Below are 16,951 nucleotides of genomic sequence, written 5' to 3'. Positions count from 1 at the left end.
TTAGTTATCCCCAAAAGATCATCAAAAAGAGGTGTATTCTATAGCGAGATCTCAAGGATCGCTATCCTTAAAAAATATTTATCCCCAGCAAGATCATTCTATGTGGATATCCTCGATCACCTAAGATCAAAAACGATCCTTTTATTCAACATTTCACGCAAATCCTGCTTTATTAAGCGATCCACATTGATCTATAATGGCGCCCCTTTGATCTCGTTGAAGATCCCCTACACTACTATATGTAGTGTCCATACACAGAGTTATCCACATCTTATGGTGTATAGTGGGGATGGATCTAAAGCTACACTGGCAGAAATAACCCACTTACCGACTTTCGTTGTTGACGGGACCAAGTAAAGTGATTACAATTCGGCCTCTTTTTTGCCCTTACCTCTATACCAGAGATAAGGAATGTTCACTAATAACAAAGACGGATTGCCATCATGAGTAAACGTACTTTTCAACCTAGCAACCTGAAGCGCAAGCGTTCTCACGGCTTCCGCGCTCGTATGGCTACTGTAGGCGGCCGTAAGGTGCTTGCACGTCGTCGTGCGAAAGGTCGCGCTCGTTTATCTGCTTAATAAGTGGATAACTAGTTGACTAGCTATACCTTTACGCGGGAGTTGCGTTTGCTAACTCCCGCGCAATTTAAATCTGTATTCTCCAACCCCATCAAAGCATCTTCTGCTGAAATTACCTTGCTCGCTATTCCTAATTCGGAGCAACATCCGCGTCTGGGCCTTACTGTGGCTAAACGCTACGTAAAGCGTGCTAATCAACGTAATCGCATTAAGCGTATCATCAGAGATAGTTTTCGTTTAAATCAGCACGATATTCCTCATCTTGATATTGTCGTGCTTGTCAGAAATGGCGTGATGGAAATGGAAAACGCAGAGATCAACAAATTGATAGAAAAGCTATGGCGCAAACTCAGTCGCCGCTACAATGGCTAGCGACCACGTTAATTCGTGGCTATCAAATCTTCATTAGCCCTATACTGGGCCCTCGTTGTCGTTTCAATCCCACTTGCTCTCATTACGCCATTGAAGCAATAAAAGTGCACGGAACCGCGAAAGGTTGTTGGTTTGCATTGAAACGCATATTAAAATGTCACCCTTTACATCCCGGCGGTAGCGATCCCGTCCCCCCTAAAAATGACAGGTGTAATAAATAGGCTATGGAATCTCAACGCAATATATTGCTCATAGGACTACTGTTTGTCAGCTTTTTGCTGTGGCAACAGTGGCAAGCAGACAAAGCTCCTAAACCCGTTGCAACAGAATCGTCCTTAGTGGCGAATGTGGCTAGCACTCACAGTGCCGATGTTCCAGAAGCTGATACAGGTGTACCAGCAGCAGTAGCTGCGAGTAAAAATCTTATCACAGTAAAAACTGATCAGCTTGATGTACAAATCAACCCTGTAGGTGGCGACATCGTCTTTGCTGCACTAGTTTCACACAAAATGGAGCAAGGTAAAGAGCAACCTTTTGTATTGCTTGAGCAGACAAAAGATTACACTTATATCGCCCAAAGCGGTTTGATCGGTCGTGATGGTATCGATAGCAGCGCCAACGGTCGTGCAGCATTCACAACCTCTGCAACTGAATTCACATTAGCCGAAGGCCAAGACACCTTAGAAGTGCCATTAACCTACGTGGCCGATAATGGCGTAACTTACACTAAAGTGTTTGTTTTCCATCGTGGTAAGTTCAACGTAGATGTTGACTATAAAATCAACAACACTTCAGCAGCACCGCTGCAAGTTCAGATGTACGGTCAGATTAAACAAACAATCAAGCCATCTGAAAGCAGTATGATGATGCCTACCTACCGTGGTGGTGCGTTCTCAACAAATGATGTGCGCTACGAGAAATACAACTTTGATGACATGGCCAAAAGCAACCTGAACCAAGCCACTTTAGGCGGTTGGGCTGCCATGTTACAGCACTATTTCGTTTCAGCTTGGGTGCCACCCGCAACTGACAGTAACACTATTTTTTCAAGTGTCAGTGCTGGCGGTTTAGCGAATATTGGTTTCCGCGGTGCGGTATACGATATCGCACCTGGTGCTAGCCAAGAAATTAGCTCACAGTTCTATGTTGGTCCTAAAGATCAAGCGGCACTATCCGCCATTTCAGAAACCTTGAACCTTGTCGTTGATTACGGTTTCCTATGGTGGTTAGCGGTACCAATCCACTGGTTATTGATGTTCTATCAATCATTTGTGGGTAACTGGGGTGTAGCAATTATCCTGATCACCTTAACCGTTCGTGGTTTACTGTTCCCGCTAACAAAAGCGCAGTACACCTCAATGGCTAAGATGCGCAATCTGCAACCTAAACTTGCCGACTTAAAAGAACGTTTTGGTGATGACCGTCAGAAGATGGGTCAAGCTATGATGGAACTGTATAAGAAAGAAAAAGTTAACCCCATGGGTGGCTGTTTACCTATTATTTTACAGATGCCAATCTTCATTGCCTTGTACTGGGTATTGCTAGAAAGTTTCGAACTACGTCACGCTCCCTTTATGTTATGGATCCACGATTTATCGGTACAAGATCCTTACTACATACTGCCGTTGCTGATGGGCGTATCTATGTTCATCATGCAGAAAATGCAACCTATCGCACCGACGATGGATCCAATGCAAGTGAAGATGATGCAATGGATGCCAGTAATCTTTACCGTATTCTTCCTGTGGTTCCCATCAGGTCTAGTACTATACTGGTTAGTAGGTAACATTGTTGCCATCATCCAGCAGAAGATTATTTATGCAGGTCTTGAGAAAAAAGGCTTAAAATAAGCCCTACCTTTAGCAAAACATAAAGTGAAAATGACACTAAAGGCGGCTTAATTAGCCGCCTTTTCCTTTACAGGGTATTGGTAAATATTAGTTTGGTGGGTATTTCCGTGACAACTGACACTATCGTGGCTCAAGCCACCGCACCCGGACGTGGCGGCGTTGGCATCATTCGAATTTCAGGTGACAAGGCAACTGATGTTGCCATGGCAGTTTTAGGTCATTTACCTAAAACCCGATATGCCGATTATTGTGATTTTAAAAATGCAACAGGCCAAGTAATAGACCAAGGCATAGCGCTATTTTTTAAGGGGCCAAACTCCTTTACCGGTGAAGACGTATTGGAATTGCAAGGCCACGGTGGCCAAATAGTCCTCGACATGCTGATCAAACGCGTATTGGAAGTTGAAGGTATTCGTATAGCCAAACCCGGTGAATTTAGCGAACAAGCTTTTATGAATGATAAGCTCGACTTAACCCAAGCCGAAGCGATTGCCGATCTTATCGATGCCACCAGCGAGCAGGCCGCCAAAAGCGCGCTACAATCGCTGCAGGGTGAGTTTTCTAAGGAAGTCCACGAGTTGGTGGATCAAGTCACGAACCTGCGTTTATACGTTGAAGCCGCAATTGATTTCCCCGATGAAGAAGTCGACTTTTTAAGTGATGGCAAAATTGCCAATGCACTCTATAAAATCATCGACAAACTCAGCACCGTACAAGCTAGTGCTAAACAAGGTTCTATCATTCGTGAAGGCATGAAAGTGGTGATTGCCGGCCGCCCTAATGCCGGAAAATCCAGTTTATTAAATGCGTTAGCAGGTAAAGAATCGGCTATTGTCACCGAAATAGCCGGTACTACTCGCGATGTACTACGTGAACATATCCATTTAGATGGTATGCCATTGCATATTATCGATACAGCAGGCCTGCGTGATACCACTGATACCGTTGAACAAATTGGTATCGAGCGCGCTTGGAATGAAATCAACAGCGCCGATCGCGTGTTATTTATGGTCGATGGCACCACCACGGATGCTGTCGATCCCCATGATATTTGGCCAGATTTTATCAATCGACTACCCGCTAATTTAGGGGTAACCGTAATCCGCAATAAAGCCGATCTTACCGGTGAAAACCTCGATATGACGGAAGAAAAAGGTTATAGCGTTTACCGGATCTCAGCCAAAACAGGGCTCGGTGTTGATGAGTTAAAACTGCACTTAAAGTCACTTATGGGCTACCAAAGTAACTTAGAAGGTGGATTTATCGCACGCCGCCGTCATCTTGAGGCCTTAGATGTAGCCGCAAGCCACCTTCAATTAGGTAAAGAGCAATTAGAGGTTTACCTCGCAGGAGAGCTATTAGCGGAAGAGCTCAGAATGGCACAAATCGCCCTATCTGAAATCACAGGCCGTTTTACCTCAGACGATCTATTGGGCAAAATTTTTAGCTCATTCTGTATCGGGAAGTAAAAGAGTAAAACGCATCAAACCAAATCAAATCAACATTATGATGTTAAAATAATTTTATTTGGTGGGAAGTGATTTGAAGGGTTTTGTCGATTCTTGCGCCACGTGTGCTCCGAAGATAAATTCTGGAGCACATATGGCGCACAAGATGAGAAAAACCAATGAAAATCAGCATACATAAACGAGATTCAGATAAGAATGGCCTGCGCCCCATCAGGCTGTGTACTATTACGGCTCAAGAGCTCAGAAATGCTCATATGAGACGTTAACCTGTTCCTCTCTAACAAGCCAAAAAACGCAGTTGCGCGCGAACACAACAAAACCACATTACAAAAAGCAAAAGCCATTCGTGCCAAGCGTCTGCTGGAAATGGAATCAACCAAAAATGGTTTAGACGACCGTCAAAATCTTATTAGTCGATACTGGATTAAAGTTCATATTTAACAGGTTATCAGCCACTGCATCTGAGTGTTTTCGCTGTGTCGTCACCTTGTAAGCGCGTCGCTGATAACCTTGCTCTAGCACCATCAAGACGGCTTCATCTTTAAATGCCTGCGGATAACTCTTATGTGATTTTTCAGACTCATATAGACCTCTTAATTTATTGACCATACTGTCTCAAAATTAAGTGTCCGATGGGATTAATGATTACCTCCTGCTTTATAAAGATTCGCATGGAGGCCGTAAAACGCAAGAGGTTTAGTAAATTTATTATTTTAAAATCAATATCTTGCACTAAAAAACAAACTTCAAAATAGTTAATGAACGGAAAAAGAAACTATTTACCCCACTGACTTAATAGATAATGGCCTGTAATATCTGAATTTTCTAGATTCAACAAAGCACATTATCAACTTGAAGGACAGAGCTAGCCTTAAAGAAAGATTATTTAACACAGTTACACAATGTAGCCCTTGCTAACGTGAATCATACGTATAGAAATAACTAAGCACGCTACCTTATTGTAGATTTAATGGCTTTTAAACTTGCCTTAACAGGCCAAGAAAGAACGAATATTGTTCCTCCATGGCCCGATGGCTGGCAAACCACGTGGCCGCCGTGAGCTTCAGCAATTGTCTTAACCACTGCGAGACCGAGTCCACTGCCACCACTTTTTCGAGAGCGAGACGGATCGACTCGGCGAAATGCTTCGAATACGTAGCTTGCAGCTTCATCAGGGATACCGGGGCCTTCATCTTCTACGCTGAGGTAACAGCTTGCCCCCGAGCGGTAGAATCGTACAGTCAAAGTGCCAGGATCAGCATGCTGGCGCGCATTTTCCAGCAGCGCCATCAGCGCCTGACGTATTCGTATAGCATCACAGTAAACTTTAAGTCTTGTATCGAGTTCCTGCTGCAGTATGAGTCCCTTAGCGTCTAACACCGCAGCGAAAGTCTCAATCACCGCACTAAGTTCCTCTGCTAAACAGACCTCATCCCGCTGTAACTCTAGATGACCACTGTCATTAAGGCTCAGCACTCGTAAATCTTCGATCAGGTGATTAAGGCCTTCTACCTGCCGTAACAGTCCCTCGAAGAGCTCACTGCTGGGGCTAAAAACACCTTCCGCTAATCCCTGCAACCGACCACGCAGAATGGTGACAGGGGTACGAAGTTCGTGAGCGATTGCCGCGTTCCAAAACTCCCGCTCGCTAGTCATATACTCTAGGCGCTCGGCCATAGCATTAAAGTCACTCACCAGTTGCGCCGTCTCCCCCATCGCATGTTGGTCCATTCGCGCACGCGCGTTGAGCTTGCCTTGGGCGACTTCGCGTAGGCTATATGCCACAGAGTTCAGTGGTGTAAGAATGCGCCGTGACAGGCGAATGGCAACAAATAACGCTATCCCCAACGCGGCTATGATAGTGCAAACTATCCATAGCATCTCCATCTGAGAAGGCATCCAGGTTTCAGATATACTGCCTGGCAGGTAGGCCACCGCAATGGCATAGAATACATAGGAGCCAAACACTGACAGGAAAATGATGCCTAACGTCATTACCGCTAGGGACTGGATAATTTGCCTGCGCAAACCCGGTGTTTGCCTCATACTTCGCCACCAAAGCGATAGCCAACCCCCCAGACACTGAGCGGCACTCCTTGGATATCGAGGGCTTCAAGCTTTTTACGTAGCTTACTGATATGACTGTCTACCGTTCGTTCCTGAGTATCGCCCTCAGGCAAGCAATTAATTAACAGCTCCTCACGGCTAAAAGCACGTTTCGGTGTACGCATCAAGCAAGCGAGCAGTTTGAACTCGGTCAAGGTCAGATCCAGTGCTTGCTGCTGACCGTTACAGATTACGCTAGCCTCGTGGCTGTCTAAGTCGATTTGGAACTGGCCGACGCGCAACATTTGGGTATTTATAGGTGTGTTAGTGCGGGCGCGTCGCAGTACCGCCTGCACCCTAGCCACCACCTCGGCGGGATTGAATGGTTTAACCACGTAGTCGTCAGCACCGAGGCGTAACCCCATTAATTTATCGATATCTTGATCAAGCGCGGTGAGCATGATCACCGGCGTGTCACCACGGGAGCGAATTTCATTCAGTACATTCCAGCCATCGAGATTCGGCATCTGTACATCGAGCAATAATAGATCGGGCTTAAATGTTTGGTGCATAGCTAGCGCTTGGTGACCATCGATAGCATGTTGAGTTCGCAGCCCACTGCGCTGCAAATAAGCAATAAGGATATCGGCAATCTCTGCTTCATCCTCTGCAATTAATACCAGTGCCGAAGTCATAGAACTTACGGATGCATTGAGATTAGACATGGATTGCCCCAACATTAAAATGGTTGAACTTTATCACCCCCTCCATACATTCTCCACAATGTCTCGAATTATTCGCAATAGTGACTCGTCATAATTCAGCATTAGTTCTCTAGCGTTTGATAAAACGCCATTAATGAGATCGCTGTACATTGAGGAGAGTAGATTATGTACATCAAACAGCGACACTTAAGTTTTGTGTTAGTAGTAGCAATTGCCGTGTTGGGATTGGTTGGTTGTGATTCAGCGGTACAGGATGAAGAGACAACTGCTCCGGTTCAAGTGTCAGTAATGACATTAAAAAATGAAGAACTATTGGTGACTAAAGATCTGCCCGGTCGTGTCGCTGCGGTTCGCAGCGCTGAGATCCGCGCGCAAATTAGCGGCATAGTGCAAGGTCGTCTCTTCGAACAGGGCGCCGAGATAACATCTGGCACTGTGCTGTTCCAAATAAATCCAGCACCATTTAAAGCGGATGTCGATATTGCTGCGGCAGCGTTACTGCGTGCCGAAGCGGTATGGGTTCGGGCTCGTCAAGAAGCCGATCGCTTGGCCTCTTTGATACAAACCGAGGCCGTCAGCCAACAAATGTATGACGATGCTATTTCCCAGCGCGATCAGGCTGCCGCGGATGTAGCCCAAACCAAAGCGACGCTGGCACGGCGTCAGTTAGATCTACAGTTTGCCAGCGTCGAGGCACCAATCTCCGGACGTATAGATGAAGCATTAGTGAGTGAAGGTGCATTGGTCTCACCCACCGATACCACACCCATGGCGAGGATCCAACAAATCGACCAAGTGTACGTTGATGTACGTTTGCCAGCATCAATGTTGAAGGCGATGCGTCAGCAGGCCAACTCTGGAGCCACGGAGTTGGCTGTTGAGATCCTTAGCAGTAGTGGCGAGCCTCTTGGCATGCAGGGGCATATCTTATTTTCCGGCATTCAAGTAGATGCAGGTACTGGCGATGTACTGCTGCGCGTACTGGTAGATAACCCGCAGCATCGTCTGTTACCCGGTCTTTACGTAAAAGCTCGCATTCCACAAACTTACTATCCTACGGCTCTGAACGTGCCTCAGCAGGCTGTGACTCGCAAAGCTGGCCAACCCCAAGTGTGGGTGCTTGATGAGCAGGCTAAGGTGCAGCCTGTGGCAATAAAGGTCGATGAATTGGTGGCAGGTCACTATCACGTAGTATCCGGCCTAAGCACTGGTCAGCAGATAGTTGTTGAAGGCATCGAACGCCTAAGCCCTGCAGCACAAGTGATTGCTCGACCTTGGCAACCCTCTGTCGTTCCTCAGCAACTTAGCGCCATCGTGCGCTAAATTTGGAGAAGTCGCCATGCCCCAGTTTTTCATCAATCGCCCAGTATTTGCTTGGGTGATAGCCTTATTTATCGTACTGATTGGCGTCATAGCCATTCCACAATTACCCATATCCCGCTACCCATCAGTGGCACCCGTGTCGGTGAGCATTTATGCCGCTTATCCAGGAGCCACGCCACAGACACTTAATGACTCTGTAGTAAGCCTAGTCGAGCGCGAATTGTCGGGAGTGAAGAATTTACTGTACTTCGAATCATCAGTTGACAGCTCGGGCAGTGCACAGATCACCGCAACCTTTAAACCGGGCACGAATGCTGAAATGGCCCAAGTGGACGTGCAAAACCGCATTAAGGCTGTCGAACCACGCCTACCTCAAGTTGTACGGCAGAGCGGTCTGCAGGTTGAGTCGGCCGCTTCAAGCTTTTTGATGATGATTGGTATGACCTCACCTAACGGCCAATTCGACGAAATCGCGCTAAACGACTATTTGGCGCGCAATATTGTCGAGGAGCTGCGTCGAATAGACGGTGTTGGTCGCGTGCAATTATTCGGTGCCGAGCAGGCTATGCGCGTCTGGGTCGACCCGAATAAACTCACCGCCTATAGCCTGACAATGAACGACCTTGCTACAGCTATCGAGCAGCAGAACGCACAAATAGCCCCAGGGCGACTCGGTGATGAACCTGTCTTACAGGGACAACGACTGACGGTCCCCCTAACAGTGCAAGGACAACTCAGCATACCCGAGGAGTTCGCTGCTATCGTCCTACGTGCCGGTGCCGATGGCGCAAAATTGGTTCTCTCTGATGTGGCTCGGGTCGAGCTTGGCGCTCAGTCCTATGGATTTTCTAACCGTGAGAATGGTTTGGCGGCAACCAGTGCTGCTATCCAGCTCTCGCCAGGAGCCAACGCTGTACGCACAGCTTCTGCGGTACGTGAACGTCTAGCCGAACTGGCGCCGATGATGCCAGCTGGCATGAACTACTCAGTGCCATTCGATACAGCTCCCTTCGTCAAAGTGTCTATCGAAAAAGTAATCTATACCCTGTTTGAAGCTATGGCGCTGGTATTTATGGTGATGTTCCTGTTCCTGCAGAACCTGCGCTACACACTTATACCAGCTATCGTCGCGCCCATAGCACTACTCGGTACCTTCGCGGTGATGTTACTGGCTGGCTTCTCAATCAACTCGCTGACCATGTTCGGCATGGTGCTGGCCATTGGCATTATTGTTGACGATGCTATTGTGGTGGTGGAAAACGTTGAGCGACTGATGGCTACCCAAGGACTGTCGCCGCGAGAGGCAACCTCACAGGCGATGAAGGAAATTACCGGCGCGGTGATCGGTATCACGCTAGTGCTGACCGCAGTATTCATCCCCATGGCATTCGGCAGCGGCTCGGTGGGAGTGATCTACCAACAATTCACATTGTCGATGGCGGTGTCTATTCTGTTTTCGGCCTTCCTCGCCCTGACCCTAACGCCAGCACTATGCGCCACACTACAGCACCCAGTTAGTGCTAATCACCATCAAAAAGGCGGTTTCTTCGGTGCCTTCAACCGGAGCTTCGAGCGCCTCACCGCAGGTTACAGTGAACGCGTAGCACGATTGGTTGGACGCAGTGGACGTATGATGGCAGCATTTGCCGTACTCTGCGCAGTGCTGATCCTCGCTGCTGGGCAATTGCCGTCGTCCTTTCTACCAGAAGAGGATCAAGGCTATTTCATGACCTCCATCCAATTACCCACAGGCGCTACTAGCGAGCGCACGCTGGATGTGGTCAAAGCCTATGAGGCGCACGTCGCCTCACGCCCTGCGCTGGATGCCAACATGGTAGTCCAGGGCTTTAGCTTTGCAGGCTCCGGCCCCAATGCAGCCATGGCCTTCACTATGCTCAAAGATTGGGATCAACGAAATGGTGCTACGGCTGCCGAAGAAGCGGCACTGGCGCAGCAAGCTATGGCTGATAACGTTGAAGGCACAGTGATGAGCCTGATGCCGCCAGCCATCGACGAGCTGGGCACATCCTCCGGTTTCACTCTGTTCCTGCAGGATAGAGCTAACCGGGGCGAGGCTGCATTGATAGCTGCACAGACACAATTGCTGGCACTGGCTGCGCAGAGCGAGGTGGTCAGCGATGTCTACCCAGATGGCCTACCGCCCGGTGAGAGCATTAGCCTGAATATCAATCGGTCAAAAGCCGAGGCTATGGGTCTGTCTTTCGCCGCGGTCAGCAGCACACTTTCGGCGGCCATGGGATCACTGTATGTCAATGATTTCCCAAATAATGGACGTATGCAGCAGGTCATACTGCAGGCCGACGCTACGGCACGAATGCAATTGGACGACGTGCTCAGCCTGCGCGTGCGTAATTCAAGTGGTGGCATGATGCCTCTACGGGAAGTAGTGACGGCTGAATGGAAAGAGTCACCACAGCAAATGATGCGCTTTCAGGGCTTCCCGGCTATGCGTATTTCCGGCGGCGCGGCAGCAGGCGTTTCCAGCGGCGCAGCGATGGCAGAGATGGAACGCTTAGTGGCGCAGTTGCCACAAGGGTTCGCGATAGCTTGGACGGGGGCATCATTGCAAGAGCGCCAATCGACGGCGCAGGCACCGTTGCTAATGTTGCTGTCCGCTCTAGTTGTATTTCTGGTACTCGCTGCGTTGTACGAAAGCTGGTCGATCCCACTTTCGGTGATGTTGGTCGTGCCGCTGGGTCTGCTGGGCGCGGTAACGGCAGTAATATTGCGTGATATGCCTAACGATGTTTTCTTCAAGGTGGGAATGATCACCATCATCGGTCTATCGGCAAAAAATGCTATCCTCATCGTCGAGTTCGCCCGCCAATTGCATGCCGAGGGCCATACGCTGATAGATGCTGCAGTGACCGCTGCACGCTTGCGTCTGCGTCCAATTTTGATGACGTCACTGGCATTTACTCTCGGAGTGGTACCCTTAATGCTTGCGAGCGGCGCCAGCGCCGAAACTCAGCATGCTATCGGTACTGGCGTATTCGGTGGCATGCTCAGTGGCACTTTGCTGGCAATATTCTTCGTACCGGCGTTTTTTGTCTTTATCATCGGCACACAAGAGCGCTTGAGTGCCTGGCTAGGAAGACGTAATCATTCCAAAATGGCCAAAGGATAAACACCTATACACGTTGAGTGTAGACTCCTACGATCTCCACTGAACAGTAGTAAGCTAGCCCTAACAACGGCTGGCTTACTACTATCATGTAGTGGCGCAACCAAACAATAATAAATATTTTTATATCTAGAACTGAATATTGCCACTTATTAGCTAAATTAAGATTCAACTTGGCGATAGTGATCTTGCATCTGGTAGGATCTGGCATAAAGCGCAAATATCAATGCCGCCAAGATGGCAAAACCTGCGAAGAAAAACATCTGAAAAGCAGTAATGCTGATCCCTGTTTGAGCTATTTGTTCAGTGACCGCCGGACTTTTTACACTAACATTAGCAAGTAATACCCATAAGTTACCGACAGTAACCGACAAAGTCCAAAAACTCATAATAGTACCTTTCATAGCCTTTGGGGCTTGGCTATAGGCAAATTCTAATCCAGTAGCAGAAACTAATACCTCGCCAAATGTTAGAAGAGCATAAGGTAAAATTTGCCAAAAAATAGAGAGCACCGATCCTCCATCCATGACTAATTGAATGCTCCCTACCACAATCCAACTTAAACCAGTGATCGCAATACCCGCCCCCATTTTACGCAGTGCAGTTAACTTTATCCCCATGCGCTCAATAGCTGGATATAGCACAAAATTATTAAATGGGATCAGTAACATGACTAATAATGGATTCAATGCTTGCATCATCGCAGGTTCAAACCATTGAGGTTTAGACATATCATTGGCCTGCAAAATCCAAGTTGAAGCCTTTTGATCAAACAAAGACCAAAATGGCGTAACTAAAGCAAATAGCACTAAAATACGTAACACTGAGCGCACACCATCAACCGCAATATCAGGATGTATCCCTCTGGCACGCTCAAGTTGCAACGAAGCACCAACACCCGTGAATCCCATCAGTAGTACAAGCGCACTACATAAACCTGCAACAATCCCCAGTGTTGGAATATTCACTAAAGCATAGGCAGCAGAAATACACCCAATTAACGCTAAAACTAGCCCAACATTCGCTTGGCCAGCCACTTTAGTCAGTAATGCAGTGCGAATAACAGGTAAGAAACCATGGGGATTTTTAGGTTCGGGTGGCATATGCACATAACGCTTGCGACCTAACCAGAAGAACACTGTAGCGATGAACATCAATATTCCTGGGATCCCAAATGCAACAGCAGCCCCATAGTTTTTTAATAGAAGCGGCATAGATAATGAGGCAAAAAAGGATCCAAAATTAATCGTAAAATAAAACATATCAAATGCTTTTTGCGCTAATGATTTGTTCGTTTGATCAAACTGATCACCCATAAAGGAAGAAACTAAGGGTTTAATACCACCCGACCCTAATGCGATCAAAAATAATCCCGTATAAAACCCTTGAATACTGTGTTCAAAGATGGCCAAAAAAGCATGACCAACACAATAAAGTAAACTCAACCACAGAATCGTGTTGTACTTACCGAAAAAACGATCCGCAATCCAGCCTCCTAGTAGCGGAAAAAAATAGACCCCTATAACAAATGAATGGAATACATCCTTAGCGACTGCCCCACGAAGATCTTCAGGGATAGACAGCAACAGCGCCGTCATCAGGAATGGTGTTAGAATATTTCTCATACCGTAAAAGCTAAAACGCTCGCAAGCTTCACTGGCAATAATGTAAGGGATTTGACGTGGCCACTGTGGCGCATGAACAGGAGTTGTCATCGATTGTCCTATTATAATTGTTATAAAAACTGTCAGGTTATGAATTTAAAGCGAGAATATGCAGCAAAGAATACTAACAGACCAGATGTTAGCTGTGCCAAATTTATCCAAAAAACGGAAAAAATCCTAAGCAAGTACAGTATCAAATACTAGATATTTAATGATCAAGAGAGTTGTAATAATGACAAACATAGCAATATTAGTAGGAACAACATTAGGTGGCAGTGAATATATTGCCGATGAAATGATGTCTCAATTAGAAGCATTAGGGCATCAAGTTAGCCTTTATCTCTCCCCTAATTTGAGTGAATTAGATTCTAAACATCTTTGGATCATCGTTTGTTCGACCCATGGAGCAGGCGATCTACCTGACAATATTCAACCATTTTGCTCTGAAATAATGCTCCACACCCCTGATCTTAGCCATATACAATTTGCTTTATGTGCTATTGGTGACTCAAGTTATGACACATTCTGCCAAGGCCCAGAAAAACTGATCTACGCTATAGAAAGCTTTGGTGGAAAAGCATTTGTGGATAAGATCCAGATCGATGTTCAGCAAGATCCCGTTCCAGAAGACCCAGCCCTCGCATGGTTAAGCCAATGGCAAGATATAATTTAAGATCAAATTTTGATTATATTCAGAATAACACACAGTTTAGATCATATTTATCCACATATTAATCATTTAATGTATAAATATGTGGATAAGCTATTATTTAGATCTGATCAACCTCTGTGCTATTCACAAAGGGATCAGCTTAAAGATCCTCCTTGTGGATAAGTAGTCGATCTATCCCCATGTTATATGAGGTTAGATCGCTAGCAGATCACAGGATCGCGATCTCGTTATATTATGATTTATATAGCTAATTAGGCTTATGCACAGAAAACTGCGATCCTAATAGTAAACATAATAAGAAGATCTATATAAAGATCTTAAGATCTATTAGTCCGGATCAATTCGATCTTTCAACGTAAAATGATCATTCACCTAGCTCAAAGCAAATGCTAAAATACTCGGCTCGTGTTTAGTCTCTTAAGTTATTAAAGGTTGTGTCATGCATTTTCATGAACGGTTTGATGTTATTGTTGTTGGTGGTGGTCATGCCGGAACTGAAGCCGCATTAGCAGCTGCAAGAATGGGCTCAAAAACATTATTGCTAACGCATAATATTGATACGTTAGGACAAATGTCATGTAACCCAGCAATTGGTGGTATCGGTAAAGGTCATTTAGTAAAAGAAATTGATGCTTTAGGCGGTGCAATGGCGATCGCAACCGACTATGCTGGGATCCAATTTCGTACCTTAAACTCAAGCAAAGGCCCCGCCGTTAGAGCGACACGAGCTCAAGCTGACCGTGCTTTATATCGTCAAAAAATCCAAAATATACTGCAAAATCAAGCTAATTTACGGATATTTCAACAAGCTGTAGATGATTTGATTGTAGAAAACGATCGTGTTGTTGGTGTTGTTACTCAAATGGGTTTAGCCTTTGAATCACCAGCAATAGTGTTGACAACTGGTACCTTTTTAAGCGGAAAAATCCACATAGGTCTAGAAAACTACAGTGGAGGTCGTGCTGGCGATCCACCTGCGATAGCCTTAGCAAATCGTTTACGTGAATTACCTATTCGTGTTGGTCGTTTAAAAACCGGCACTCCACCACGTATTGATGCAAATACTATTGATTTTTCGCAAATGGCAGAACAAAAAGGTGATTCTCCATTACCCGTAATGTCATTTATGGGGGATGTAAGCCATCACCCTAAACAAATTTCTTGCTGGATCACCCATACCAATGAAAAAACTCATGAAATTATTCGTGGTGGTTTAGACAGAAGTCCTATGTATTCAGGTGTTATTGAAGGTATTGGCCCACGTTATTGCCCTTCAATTGAAGATAAAATTCATCGTTTTTCAGATAAATCTTCACATCAGATCTTTATCGAACCAGAAGGGCTAAATACGACAGAAATCTACCCTAACGGGATTTCGACCAGCCTCCCCTTTGATGTACAGTTGAATTTAGTTCGCTCAATCAAAGGGATGGAAAATGCAGAAATTGTCCGTCCAGGATATGCAATAGAATATGATTATTTTGATCCACGAGATCTTAAAAACTCATTAGAAACAAAAACGATCAATGGTTTATTTTTCGCTGGTCAAATTAATGGCACAACGGGATATGAAGAAGCCGCTGCTCAAGGCCTATTAGCAGGGATGAACGCTTCATTGCAGGTTCAGGGCAAAGATGCTTGGTGCCCACGCCGTGACGAAGCGTATCTTGGGGTGCTAGTTGATGATCTATCGACTCTAGGGACCAAAGAACCGTACCGCATGTTTACTAGCCGTGCGGAATACCGTTTGTTACTCCGTGAAGATAACGCTGATATTCGCTTAACGGCAAAAGGTCGTGAATTAGGTTTAGTGGATGACACTCGCTGGGCGGCATTTAGTGAAAAATTAGAGTCGATTGAACTTGAGTTACAACGTTTACGTGCTCAATGGGTGCATCCAAATTCACCTTTGATCCATGCATTAAACCCACACTTGAATACGCCGATCTCTCGCGAAGCGTCATTTGAAGAATTACTGCGTCGTCCAGAAATGGATTACAGCAAGTTGATGCAGATCGAAGGTTTTGGTCCAGGACTTGAAGATCCACTGGCCGCTGAACAAGTACAAATCCAAGTAAAATACTCTGGTTATATTCAGCGTCAGCAAGAAGAGATCAATAAAGCCGTACGTAATGAAAACACAGGTTTACCATTACACCTTGATTATAAAGAAGTTCCTGGTTTATCAAATGAAGTTATCGCTAAATTGAATAGCCATAAACCTGAAACGATAGGTCAAGCATCAAGGATCTCTGGAGTCACTCCAGCAGCAATTTCAATTTTACTTGTGCATCTTAAAAAGCGTGGCTTATTACGTAAGAGTGCGTAAAAGCTAGCTTAATCGATAGTTTGGTCGCAGAAGGGAAGCATTCAGGCTTCCCTTCGACGTTTCAGGGCTTCATAATAGCCTTCGAATTTATAATCGTATTTTTGTTGAGGTTGCTTAGTGTTATCAGCCCAGTTAGAGGCTTATTTAGCCGAAATTAATCTGTCCGCTACAGCGGAGCAGAAAAAACAACTAATTGATTTTGTTGGCATGCTCAACAAGTGGAATAAAGCCTACAATCTGACATCTGTGAGAGATCCTGAGGCTATGCTTGTCCGTCATATTATGGATAGCTTAGTCGTATCAAAGCATTTACAGGGGGAACGCTTTATCGATGTTGGTACTGGCCCTGGTTTACCTGGTATTCCTTTAGCGATTATGAATCCAAATAAAACCTTTGTGTTGCTCGATAGCTTAGGAAAACGTATTCGTTTTCAAAAACAAGTGGCCTTTGAATTAGGGATCCGCAATATCAGTTCAGTTGAAAGCCGTGTCGAAGCCTATCAAGCTGAACAACAATTTGATGGTGTACTGAGCCGCGCTTTTGCATCCATTCAAGATATGCTGAGTTGGTGTCATCATTTACCTGCTGAGAATGGGCTGTTTTATGCGTTAAAAGGCCAATTGAACGACGAAGAATTGCAACAAATGCCCAGCGGATTTGTTATTAAAGAAATCATCGAACTTAAAGTACCAAAACTCGATGAACAGCGTCATTTATTAAAGATTATCAAAGAATAACAGGCTTAAAGTTCCTCCTATTGTGTGGATTTTTAA

14 protein-coding genes are annotated in these 16,951 nt (G+C 45.7%); 10 read left to right on the top strand and 4 right to left on the bottom strand.

Annotated elements, in window-relative coordinates; translation table 11 throughout:
* Positions 1–443 precede the first annotated feature (443 nt).
* The 5 genes from rpmH to mnmE all read left to right on the top strand — a co-directional run bounded on the left by rpmH (position 444) and on the right by mnmE (position 4,272).
* Positions 444–581, top strand: a complete 138-nt coding sequence (gene rpmH, locus MZ182_RS20345; protein ID WP_006083827.1) for a 50S ribosomal protein L34 — start codon at positions 444–446, stop codon at positions 579–581.
* Between the two features lie 15 nt (positions 582–596).
* Complete coding sequence (rnpA, locus tag MZ182_RS20340; RefSeq protein WP_011791314.1) at positions 597–953, top strand: ribonuclease P protein component; 357 nt, start codon at positions 597–599, stop codon at positions 951–953.
* A complete protein-coding gene (gene yidD / locus MZ182_RS20335; protein ID WP_011070421.1) occupies positions 920–1,174 on the top strand; it encodes a membrane protein insertion efficiency factor YidD in 255 nt (84 codons plus the stop codon). Before rnpA ends, yidD begins: the two co-directional genes overlap by 34 nt.
* A 3-nt stretch (positions 1,175–1,177) precedes the next feature.
* A complete protein-coding gene (yidC, locus tag MZ182_RS20330; RefSeq protein ID WP_011791313.1) occupies positions 1,178–2,803 on the top strand; it encodes a membrane protein insertase YidC in 1,626 nt (541 codons plus the stop codon).
* A 107-nt stretch (positions 2,804–2,910) separates the two neighbouring features.
* A complete protein-coding gene (mnmE, locus tag MZ182_RS20325) occupies positions 2,911–4,272 on the top strand; it encodes a tRNA uridine-5-carboxymethylaminomethyl(34) synthesis GTPase MnmE (protein ID WP_011791312.1) in 1,362 nt (453 codons plus the stop codon).
* Between the two features lie 387 nt (positions 4,273–4,659).
* Here mnmE and MZ182_RS20320 read toward each other — a convergent pair whose 3' ends face one another.
* From MZ182_RS20320 to MZ182_RS20310, 3 genes are all read right to left on the bottom strand, one after another.
* Complete coding sequence (locus MZ182_RS20320) at positions 4,660–4,881, bottom strand: hypothetical protein (protein WP_041412276.1); 222 nt, start codon at positions 4,879–4,881, stop codon at positions 4,660–4,662.
* Between the two features lie 342 nt (positions 4,882–5,223).
* Positions 5,224–6,318 (bottom strand): ATP-binding protein, encoded by a 1,095-nt coding sequence (locus MZ182_RS20315; protein WP_248068357.1) that lies wholly within the window; start codon positions 6,316–6,318, stop codon positions 5,224–5,226.
* Positions 6,315–7,043 carry a response regulator gene (locus MZ182_RS20310; protein WP_025008546.1) on the bottom strand — a complete coding sequence of 243 codons (729 nt, stop codon included), beginning with the start codon at positions 7,041–7,043 and terminating at the stop codon, positions 6,315–6,317. The genes MZ182_RS20315 and MZ182_RS20310 overlap by 4 nt, the downstream gene beginning before the upstream one ends.
* Before the next feature lie 165 nt (positions 7,044–7,208).
* On the opposite strand from MZ182_RS20310, the gene MZ182_RS20305 reads away from it, so the two are divergent.
* Complete coding sequence (locus MZ182_RS20305) at positions 7,209–8,366, top strand: efflux RND transporter periplasmic adaptor subunit (RefSeq protein WP_248068354.1); 1,158 nt, start codon at positions 7,209–7,211, stop codon at positions 8,364–8,366.
* A gap of 16 nt (positions 8,367–8,382) precedes the next feature.
* Positions 8,383–11,514: a multidrug efflux RND transporter permease subunit gene (locus MZ182_RS20300; RefSeq protein ID WP_248068351.1), complete on the top strand. Its 3,132-nt coding sequence runs from the start codon at positions 8,383–8,385 to the stop codon at positions 11,512–11,514.
* Between the two features lie 158 nt (positions 11,515–11,672).
* Here MZ182_RS20300 and MZ182_RS20295 read toward each other — a convergent pair whose 3' ends face one another.
* Positions 11,673–13,226, bottom strand: a complete 1,554-nt coding sequence (locus tag MZ182_RS20295; RefSeq protein ID WP_011791289.1) for a POT family MFS transporter — start codon at positions 13,224–13,226, stop codon at positions 11,673–11,675.
* A gap of 181 nt (positions 13,227–13,407) precedes the next feature.
* On the opposite strand from MZ182_RS20295, the gene mioC reads away from it, so the two are divergent.
* The 3 genes from mioC to rsmG all read left to right on the top strand — a co-directional run bounded on the left by mioC (position 13,408) and on the right by rsmG (position 16,915).
* A complete protein-coding gene (gene mioC, locus MZ182_RS20290; protein WP_248068348.1) occupies positions 13,408–13,848 on the top strand; it encodes an FMN-binding protein MioC in 441 nt (146 codons plus the stop codon).
* 439 nt (positions 13,849–14,287) lie between these two features.
* Positions 14,288–16,177 carry a tRNA uridine-5-carboxymethylaminomethyl(34) synthesis enzyme MnmG gene (gene mnmG / locus MZ182_RS20285; protein ID WP_014611876.1) on the top strand — a complete coding sequence of 630 codons (1,890 nt, stop codon included), beginning with the start codon at positions 14,288–14,290 and terminating at the stop codon, positions 16,175–16,177.
* Positions 16,178–16,294: 117 nt separating this feature from the next.
* On the top strand, positions 16,295–16,915 hold the full coding sequence (gene rsmG, locus MZ182_RS20280) for a 16S rRNA (guanine(527)-N(7))-methyltransferase RsmG (protein WP_011791286.1): 621 nt from the start codon (positions 16,295–16,297) through the stop codon (positions 16,913–16,915).
* Positions 16,916–16,951 lie beyond the last annotated feature (36 nt).

The organism is Shewanella sp. JNE2, from assembly GCF_023159115.1.
GTDB classification, from domain to species: domain Bacteria; phylum Pseudomonadota; class Gammaproteobacteria; order Enterobacterales; family Shewanellaceae; genus Shewanella; species Shewanella putrefaciens.
This window is presented reverse-complemented; position numbering and strand designations above follow the sequence as displayed.

Coding starts and splice junctions, on each gene's coding strand:
- rpmH (WP_006083827.1), top strand. CDS start 444: ATGAGTAAACGTACTTTTCAACCTAGCAACCTGAAGCGCAAGCGTTCT.
- yidD (WP_011070421.1), top strand. CDS start 920: ATGGCGCAAACTCAGTCGCCGCTACAATGGCTAGCGACCACGTTAATT.
- yidC (WP_011791313.1), top strand. CDS start 1,178: ATGGAATCTCAACGCAATATATTGCTCATAGGACTACTGTTTGTCAGC.
- MZ182_RS20320 (WP_041412276.1), bottom strand. CDS start 4,881: ATGGTCAATAAATTAAGAGGTCTATATGAGTCTGAAAAATCACATAAG.
- MZ182_RS20315 (WP_248068357.1), bottom strand. CDS start 6,318: ATGAGGCAAACACCGGGTTTGCGCAGGCAAATTATCCAGTCCCTAGCG.
- MZ182_RS20310 (WP_025008546.1), bottom strand. CDS start 7,043: ATGTCTAATCTCAATGCATCCGTAAGTTCTATGACTTCGGCACTGGTA.
- MZ182_RS20305 (WP_248068354.1), top strand. CDS start 7,209: ATGTACATCAAACAGCGACACTTAAGTTTTGTGTTAGTAGTAGCAATT.
- MZ182_RS20300 (WP_248068351.1), top strand. CDS start 8,383: ATGCCCCAGTTTTTCATCAATCGCCCAGTATTTGCTTGGGTGATAGCC.
- MZ182_RS20295 (WP_011791289.1), bottom strand. CDS start 13,226: ATGACAACTCCTGTTCATGCGCCACAGTGGCCACGTCAAATCCCTTAC.
- mioC (WP_248068348.1), top strand. CDS start 13,408: ATGACAAACATAGCAATATTAGTAGGAACAACATTAGGTGGCAGTGAA.
- mnmG (WP_014611876.1), top strand. CDS start 14,288: ATGCATTTTCATGAACGGTTTGATGTTATTGTTGTTGGTGGTGGTCAT.